The following is a 6,848-nucleotide window of genomic DNA, read 5'->3' on the forward strand; positions in this document are numbered from 1 at the left end:
ACCTCTTTTACCCTGCAGCGCTAACGCTGTGTGCTGGTGAAATCGCCTAGTCAGATATTCTGACCGACCCGGGGGTCAATGTGCGTGGCCATGCGCCAGGCCGCTGACCACCGTCACCAAACCTATACCCAACAAGAGCCAGGCGATTTGTGCCGCAGTTTGCGCCGCACTCAGGCGCTTTTGCAACTGAGGAATCAGGTCCGCCAACGCTACATAGATAAAGCTGCTGGAGGCCACCACCAGAAAATACGGCAGCCATTCGTGCAGCAGGTCCACCAGGGCAAAGCCCACCACACCACCCAGTGCCGTTACCGCGCCCGCCAGCGAAACCTTGACCAGCGCCGCACGCCGGTTGCTGGAAGTGCCACGCAACACCACCAGGTCGCCCATATGGTGTGGCACCTCGTGCACCAGCACGGCCAGCGCCGCCACCCAGCCCAGGCGTGCATCGGCCATGAAGGCCGAGGCAATCAAAATGCCGTCGCCGAAGGCATGCACGCTATCGCCCGTAAGCACGGCCCAGCCGCCGGTACGCAACGGTGCAGCATGGTGGTGGTCATGCGAGTGCCCGTGGTCATGGGCATGGGCATGTGCATGGCCATGACCATCGGCCTGCGGGCCCTGGTGATGCTCATGGCCGTGGTGCCATAGCTCTGCCTTGTCGAGCAGAAAAAAGAACACCAGACCCACCAGCAGCGTGCCAAACAGCTCTTGCGCGCCGGCCTGGCTCTCGAAGGCTTCAGGCAACAGGTGCATGAATGCTGTGGCCAGCAAGGCACCCGCCGCCAGGCTGAGCATGTGCTGCGTATAGCGCGCCAGCACGCCGAAACTGAGCGCAGCCGCCAGCCACACACTGCCTATACCGGCACACAGGGTGCCCACCAGAATTGCGAGAAGAGTCATGGGGTCCATCAAACAAAAAACCACCCTCGGCGGGGCGATGTACACATATATGTGTCACCTGATGTTAGCAAGCCAGCCAACCCGGCTGGACGCAGGCAGGGTCTGGCCGTAAAAAGAATTGCAAGCTGCACATCACCCATCCAGAATGCCTCTACGGCCAGCATGCAACTGGTTCTTATCTCGAGAAAACATTTGTGAACATAGTTGTCTCGACCAAACCAATGCAGCTGATTCAGACCCTACACTGGTTGTAGTTATTTGTAACTAGCGGGATTGTATAAATGAGCACGAGACAGCCTACCCACGACGCCGGATTCGGCTCCTTCTTTCGCTACCACGGTTGGCTGGCTCCTGGTGTCAAACTTTTCCGGTCGATCAGCTTTCCTGCAAAAGCCGCCTGGATATCCATCATGCTGGTGATACCGCTGGCATTGCTGGTCTGGTTGTTCTGGCAACAGACCCGTGACCAGATCAACGTCACCCTCAGCGAACAGCAAGGCATTGCCTATGTGACACCCGTCACCGAATACATCGCTGCAGCACAGAACCTGCGCCGCGCGGCCAGCGCGAAGTCCGCTGATATGGCCGAAATGCAAACCAAGGCCAATGCCGCATTCGAGAAAGTGGCTGCGCAACAAAAGCTGTTCAACCCGGCGGCAAGCGGCACCAAAAATAGATTCGAAGCACTGAGCAAGGCGCACAACGCCATTGCCCAGACGCCCGTGGCGGCCACCCCTGACGCCACGTTTGCAGCCCACTCTGCTGTGATCCATGAAGCGCTCGGGCTGATCAGTGACGTCGCGGACGACTCGCAGCTCTCGCTGGACCCGGAATTGGAGAGCTACCACGTGATGAATGTGGGTGTGCTGCTGGGGCCCAAATACTCAGAACAATTGGCGCGACTGCGTGGTCTGGCCTATGCAACTTTGGCAAGCAAGGAAGCGTTGGCGCCCAAATCATCCGAGGTTCTGCACGAAAGCATCGCCTTGATTGAATTCATTGACGAGCAGTTTGATAACTCCTTCCGACTGGGCGTAGAAGACTTTCCCGAAGTCGCCAAGAAATTCGACATGAAGAGCCTAGACGACTCCCGAAAAGCCTTGCTCAAGACTGTCGAAACAGACATTCTGGGCGAGTCCATCAAAGGCGACCCGGCTGCATTCCTGGCTCTGGCGACAACGGCAGTGGACAAGCAACGCGCCATGGACCTGCAGCTGCGCGAACGCTTGAACGGGCTGCTGGATGAACGTATGAGCCGGCTGCAACGTGCATTCTTCAGCCAACTGGGCATTTGCATTTTCTTCATCGCTCTGGCCATCTATCTGATGCTGGCCTTCTACAAGGTCATGATGGGCGGCCTGCAGGAAGTATCCGGACATTTGACCGAGATCACCCAGGGCAACCTCACCACCGCTCCCAAGCCCTGGGGTTCGGACGAAGTGGCGCAGCTGATGCTCACCATGGGCACGATGCAGCTCAGTTTGCGAAAAATCGCCTCCAGTGTGCGAGAAGGAGCCGGCAGCGTGCAGACCGCCAGCGACGAGATCGCCTCGGCCTCTCTGGACCTGTCGCAACGCACAGAGTCCAATGCCGCCAGCCTGGAGAAGACGGCCGCCAGCATGGAACAAATCACCTCCACCGTGAAACACACGGCCGACTCGGTACAGGGCGCCACCAGCATCGTGCGTGAAAACGCAGCCGCAGCCACCCGGGGCGGCCAGGTGATCAGCCAGGTGGTGAAAACCATGGACGGCATCCGTGCCTCGTCCAACCAGATCGGTGAAATCATTGGCGTGATCGACGGCATTGCCTTCCAGACCAACATCCTGGCGCTGAATGCCGCAGTAGAAGCCGCGCGTGCCGGAGAGCAAGGCCGGGGCTTTGCCGTGGTGGCGTCAGAAGTGCGCTCGCTGGCCGGCCGCTCGGCCGCCGCAGCCAAAGAAATCAAGGCCCTGATCTCTGCCAGCATCGAGCAGGTGGAAGTCGGCACACGGGTGGTGGCCGAAGCCGGCACCACCATTGGCGAAATCGTGGCCAACGCCAGCAAGATCGATACCCTCATGGGCGAAATCTCCACCGCCACCCGTGAACAGACCCAGGGCGTTGCCGAAGTCGCCACTGCAGTACAAGACCTGGACCAATCCACCCAGCAAAACGCCGCGCTGGTGGAGCAAACCGCGTCGGCCGCCAGCAGCCTTGCCGAGCAGGCGCAGCGCCTGACCGACGACGTCGCCTTCTTCAAGTTTAAATAAGGCCGGCCTAGCTACGCGCCCCATCTGCCAGGAGCGTTGGTAGCAGAAGTTTTTAGCCACCAGCGCACATAAAACCTGCGCTGGCAGCTATCAACTTAATAGCGATATCATGGCAATCAGTGGGCCTTGTCCCAGTTCGGGCCCACACCCACCTCGGCCAACAGCGGCACCTTCAGGTCGGCCACGCCGGCCATCAGGCGCGGGATTGCGGTGCGCAGCCAATCGACCTCGCCATCGGGCACTTCGAACACCAGTTCATCGTGCACCTGCATGACCATCTTGGTACCGCGCTTTTCATCGTCCAGCGTCTTCTGCACCGCCACCATGCTGAGCTTGATCAGGTCGGCGGCCGTGCCCTGCATAGGCGCGTTGATGGCGGCGCGCTCGGCGCCGGCGCGGCGCGGGCCGTTGGGGGAGTTGATCTCGGGCAGGTACAGGCGCCGGCCCAGCACGGTTTCCACATAGCCTTGTTCTTTGGCCAGGGCCTTGGTCTCGTCCATATAGGTTTTGACGCCGGGGTAGCGCTGGAAGTAGCGGTCGATGTAGTTCTTGGCCGCTGTGTTGTCTATGCCCAGGTTGCGCGCCAGGCCATAGGCACTCATGCCGTAGATCAGGCCGAAGTTGATCACCTTGGCGTAGCGGCGCTGCTCGCTGCTCACCTGCTCCACCGTCACGCCGAACACCTCGGCGGCGGTGGCACGGTGCACGTCTATGCCTTCGTGGAAGGCGCGCAACAGCGACGCATCGCCGCTGATGTGGGCCATGATGCGCAGCTCAATCTGCGAGTAGTCGGCGCTGGCGATCACGCTGCCGGCGGGCGCCACAAAGGCCTCGCGCACGCGCCGGCCTTCGGGCGTGCGGATGGGGATGTTCTGCAGGTTGGGGTCGTTGCTGCTGAGGCGCCCGGTCACTGCCACCGCCTGCGCGTAGTGGGTGTGCACCCGGCCGCTGCGCGGCAGGGTCAGCAAGGCCAGCTTGTCGGTATAGGTGCCCTTGAGCTTGCTCAAACCGCGGTGCTCCAGGATCTTGGCTGGCAGTGGGTAGTCTTCGGCCAGCTTTTCCAGCACTTCTTCGTCGGTGCTGGGCGCGCCGGTCGCGGTCTTCTTGACCACTGGCAGGCCGAGCTTGGTGAAGAAGATTTCGCCGATCTGCTTCGGGCTGCTGAGGTTGAACGGCTGGTCGGCCAGCACATGGGCTTCAGCCTCCAGCTGCAGGATGCGCGCCCCCAGTTCACCGCTCTGCTTGGCCAGGGTGGGTGCATCGATCAGCACGCCGTTGCGCTCTATGCGGTACAGGGCTTCGCTGGAGGCAATCTCCAGTTCGTAGATGCCGCGCAGCTTGGCGTCGGCCTCCAGCTGCGGCCACAGGAAGCGGTGCACGTCCAGCGTCATGTCCGCGTCTTCGCAGGCGTATTCGGCAGTCTTTTCCACGTCCACCTGGTTGATGGTGAGCTGGTGCACGCCCTTGCCGCACAGGTCTTCGAAGCTGATGCCGCTGCGGCCCAGATGCCGCTCGGCCAGGCTGCTCAGGCCATGCGGCTTGTGCACTTCCAGCACATAGCTTTGCAGCATGGTGTCGTGGGCATAGCCCTGCACTTCGATGCCGTGGTTGGCGAACACATGGCGGTCGTACTTGATGTTCTGGCCCAGCTTCAGCTTGGCCGGATTTTCCAGCCAGGGCTTGAGGCGTGCCAGCACCTCGTCGCGCGGCAGCTGGGTGGGCGCGTCAGGGTAGTTGTGCGCCACCGGCACATAGGCGGCCTCGCCCAGCGTCACGCTGAAGCTGATGCCGACGATCTCGGCCACCATCTCATCGATGGAGTTGGTTTCGGTGTCCAGCGCCACCAGCTCGGCGGCTTCCAGTTTGGCCAGCCAGGCGTCAAAGGCCTCCCAGCCCAGCACATTCTCGAAGCCTGGCGTGCGGCCAGGTGCTGCGGCGGGCTCGGCTGACTCGGCCGGCTCATCGAACAAGCCAGGCTCGGCGGGTGCGGCGGCCTTGGGTGCTTTGGCCGGCTTGGCGGGTGCCGGCTCGGCGGCGGCACCGTCCAGCTTGCTGGCCAGACCCTTGAAGCCGTATTGCTCGTAAAAAGCCTTGAGCGCGCCCGTATCCTGTGCGGTGTACGCTAGCAAATCGAGAGCAGGCAGGCCGTCGATGTGCTCCACCAAATCGCAGTCGGTCTTGATGGTCACCAGGCGGCGGCCCTGCGGCAGCCAGTCCACGGCGGCGCGTAGGTTCTCGCCGGCCACGCCCTTGATCTCGGTGGCGCGTTCCATCAGCGCGTCCAGCGAACCGTATTCCATCAGCCACTTGGCGGCCGTCTTGGGACCGACCTTGGCCACGCCGGGCACGTTGTCCACGGTGTCGCCCACCAGGGTCTGGTAGTCGATCATCAGGCTGGGCGGCACACCGAATTCGCTGGTCACGCCGGCCACATCGCGGCGCTTGCCGTTCATGGTGTCGATGATGGTCACATGCTCGTTCACCAGCTGGCTCAAATCCTTGTCGCCGCTGGAGACAATGACCTCGATGCCCTGGTCGCCGGCCACCCGGGCCAGCGTGCCGATCACGTCATCGGCCTCCACGCCCGGCACGGCCACCACCTTCCAACCCAGCAGGCGCACCACTTCGTGCACCGGCTCGATCTGCGTGCGCAAGTCGTCCGGCATGGGGCTGCGCGTGGCCTTGTAGGCGGGGTACCACTCGTCGCGGAAGGTCGGACCCTTGGCGTCGAAGATGCACACCGCGTAGTCGGCGCGCACTTCCTTGCGCAGGCTGGTCATCATGTTGACCATGCCGCGGATGGCGCCGGTGGCCGGGCTTTTCGGGTCGCCGGGTACGGCGCGCAGGTCGGGCATGGCGTGGAATGCGCGGTACAGGTAGCTGGAGCCATCGACCAGCAGCAGGGTTTTCTTGTTCGTCATGGCGGGCATTTTGCCTGCGGGTGGCGCAGATCGGCAGACGGGTCAAGGCCGTTGCACCAGATGCTATGCAAACCATAGCTGCCTACGCAGGTATTACCTGCGCAAGAAGCCGAAATAACCCCAAACCTCTGAAGGTCTACGCATGGCTAACGGGTCGATGAACTCTCCTGCAGCCAGCGCCTGCGCGTCTGGTTCGCCATGGTGCTGGCGCAAGACACGCAGTTGCTGCTGCTGGACGAGCCCTCCACCTACCTGGACCTGGCGCACCAGATCGACCTGCTGGAACTCTTCCGCGACCTGAACCGGCAGCAAGGCCGCACCCTGGTCGCTGTACTGCACGACCTGAACCATGCCTGTCGCTACGCAGATCATTTGGTGGTGCTGCGCCAAGGGAAACTGGTGGCCCAGGGCGCGCCGAAGGACATCATTACGGCGGCGCTGGTGGAGCAGGTGTTTGATCTGCCGTGCCGGATCATTGAGGATCCGGTGTCGGGGACGCCGCTGGTGATTCCTGAGGGACGGGTGCGCGGGTGATGGGTAGGCGACCACTCTCAAATTGATAGCTGGTTGTGCAGGTAGATCCTGCGCTGGATGGCGATTGGGCTTGAACCTTTGTTCGTGGTTTGTGCCTTTAGCATCCCTGGCCGGGGAGTGCGCCCGGCAGCGCAGTAACTTTCTTTTGCGTGGCTGTATGGACCGGGTACCTAGGTAACAGGTGTGCGAGGACATAGTAAACACATAGCTCATGGTTTGCCCAGCGTATTCATATCCA

The 6,848-nt window shown here is 61.9% G+C and carries 4 protein-coding genes; 2 read left to right on the top strand and 2 right to left on the bottom strand.

Translation table 11 applies throughout. The features are described from left to right. Positions 1–75 precede the first annotated feature (75 nt). On the bottom strand, positions 76–903 hold the full coding sequence (locus tag AC07R0_RS18690) for a ZIP family metal transporter (protein WP_495105947.1): 828 nt from the start codon (positions 901–903) through the stop codon (positions 76–78). 281 nt (positions 904–1,184) lie between these two features. On the opposite strand from AC07R0_RS18690, the gene AC07R0_RS18695 reads away from it, so the two are divergent. Further along, positions 1,185–3,155 (top strand): methyl-accepting chemotaxis protein, encoded by a 1,971-nt coding sequence (locus AC07R0_RS18695; protein WP_495105948.1) that lies wholly within the window; start codon positions 1,185–1,187, stop codon positions 3,153–3,155. A gap of 116 nt (positions 3,156–3,271) precedes the next feature. On the opposite strand, the gene polA is transcribed toward AC07R0_RS18695, so the two are convergent. Further along, positions 3,272–6,076: a DNA polymerase I gene (gene polA, locus AC07R0_RS18700; protein ID WP_495105949.1), complete on the bottom strand. Its 2,805-nt coding sequence runs from the start codon at positions 6,074–6,076 to the stop codon at positions 3,272–3,274. A 198-nt stretch (positions 6,077–6,274) separates the two neighbouring features. On the opposite strand from polA, the gene AC07R0_RS18705 reads away from it, so the two are divergent. After that, on the top strand, positions 6,275–6,610 hold the full coding sequence (locus AC07R0_RS18705; RefSeq protein WP_495105950.1) for a hypothetical protein: 336 nt from the start codon (positions 6,275–6,277) through the stop codon (positions 6,608–6,610). The last annotated feature ends 238 nt before the right edge of the window (positions 6,611–6,848 follow it).

Source organism: Rhodoferax sp. GW821-FHT07F03, from assembly GCF_059418745.1.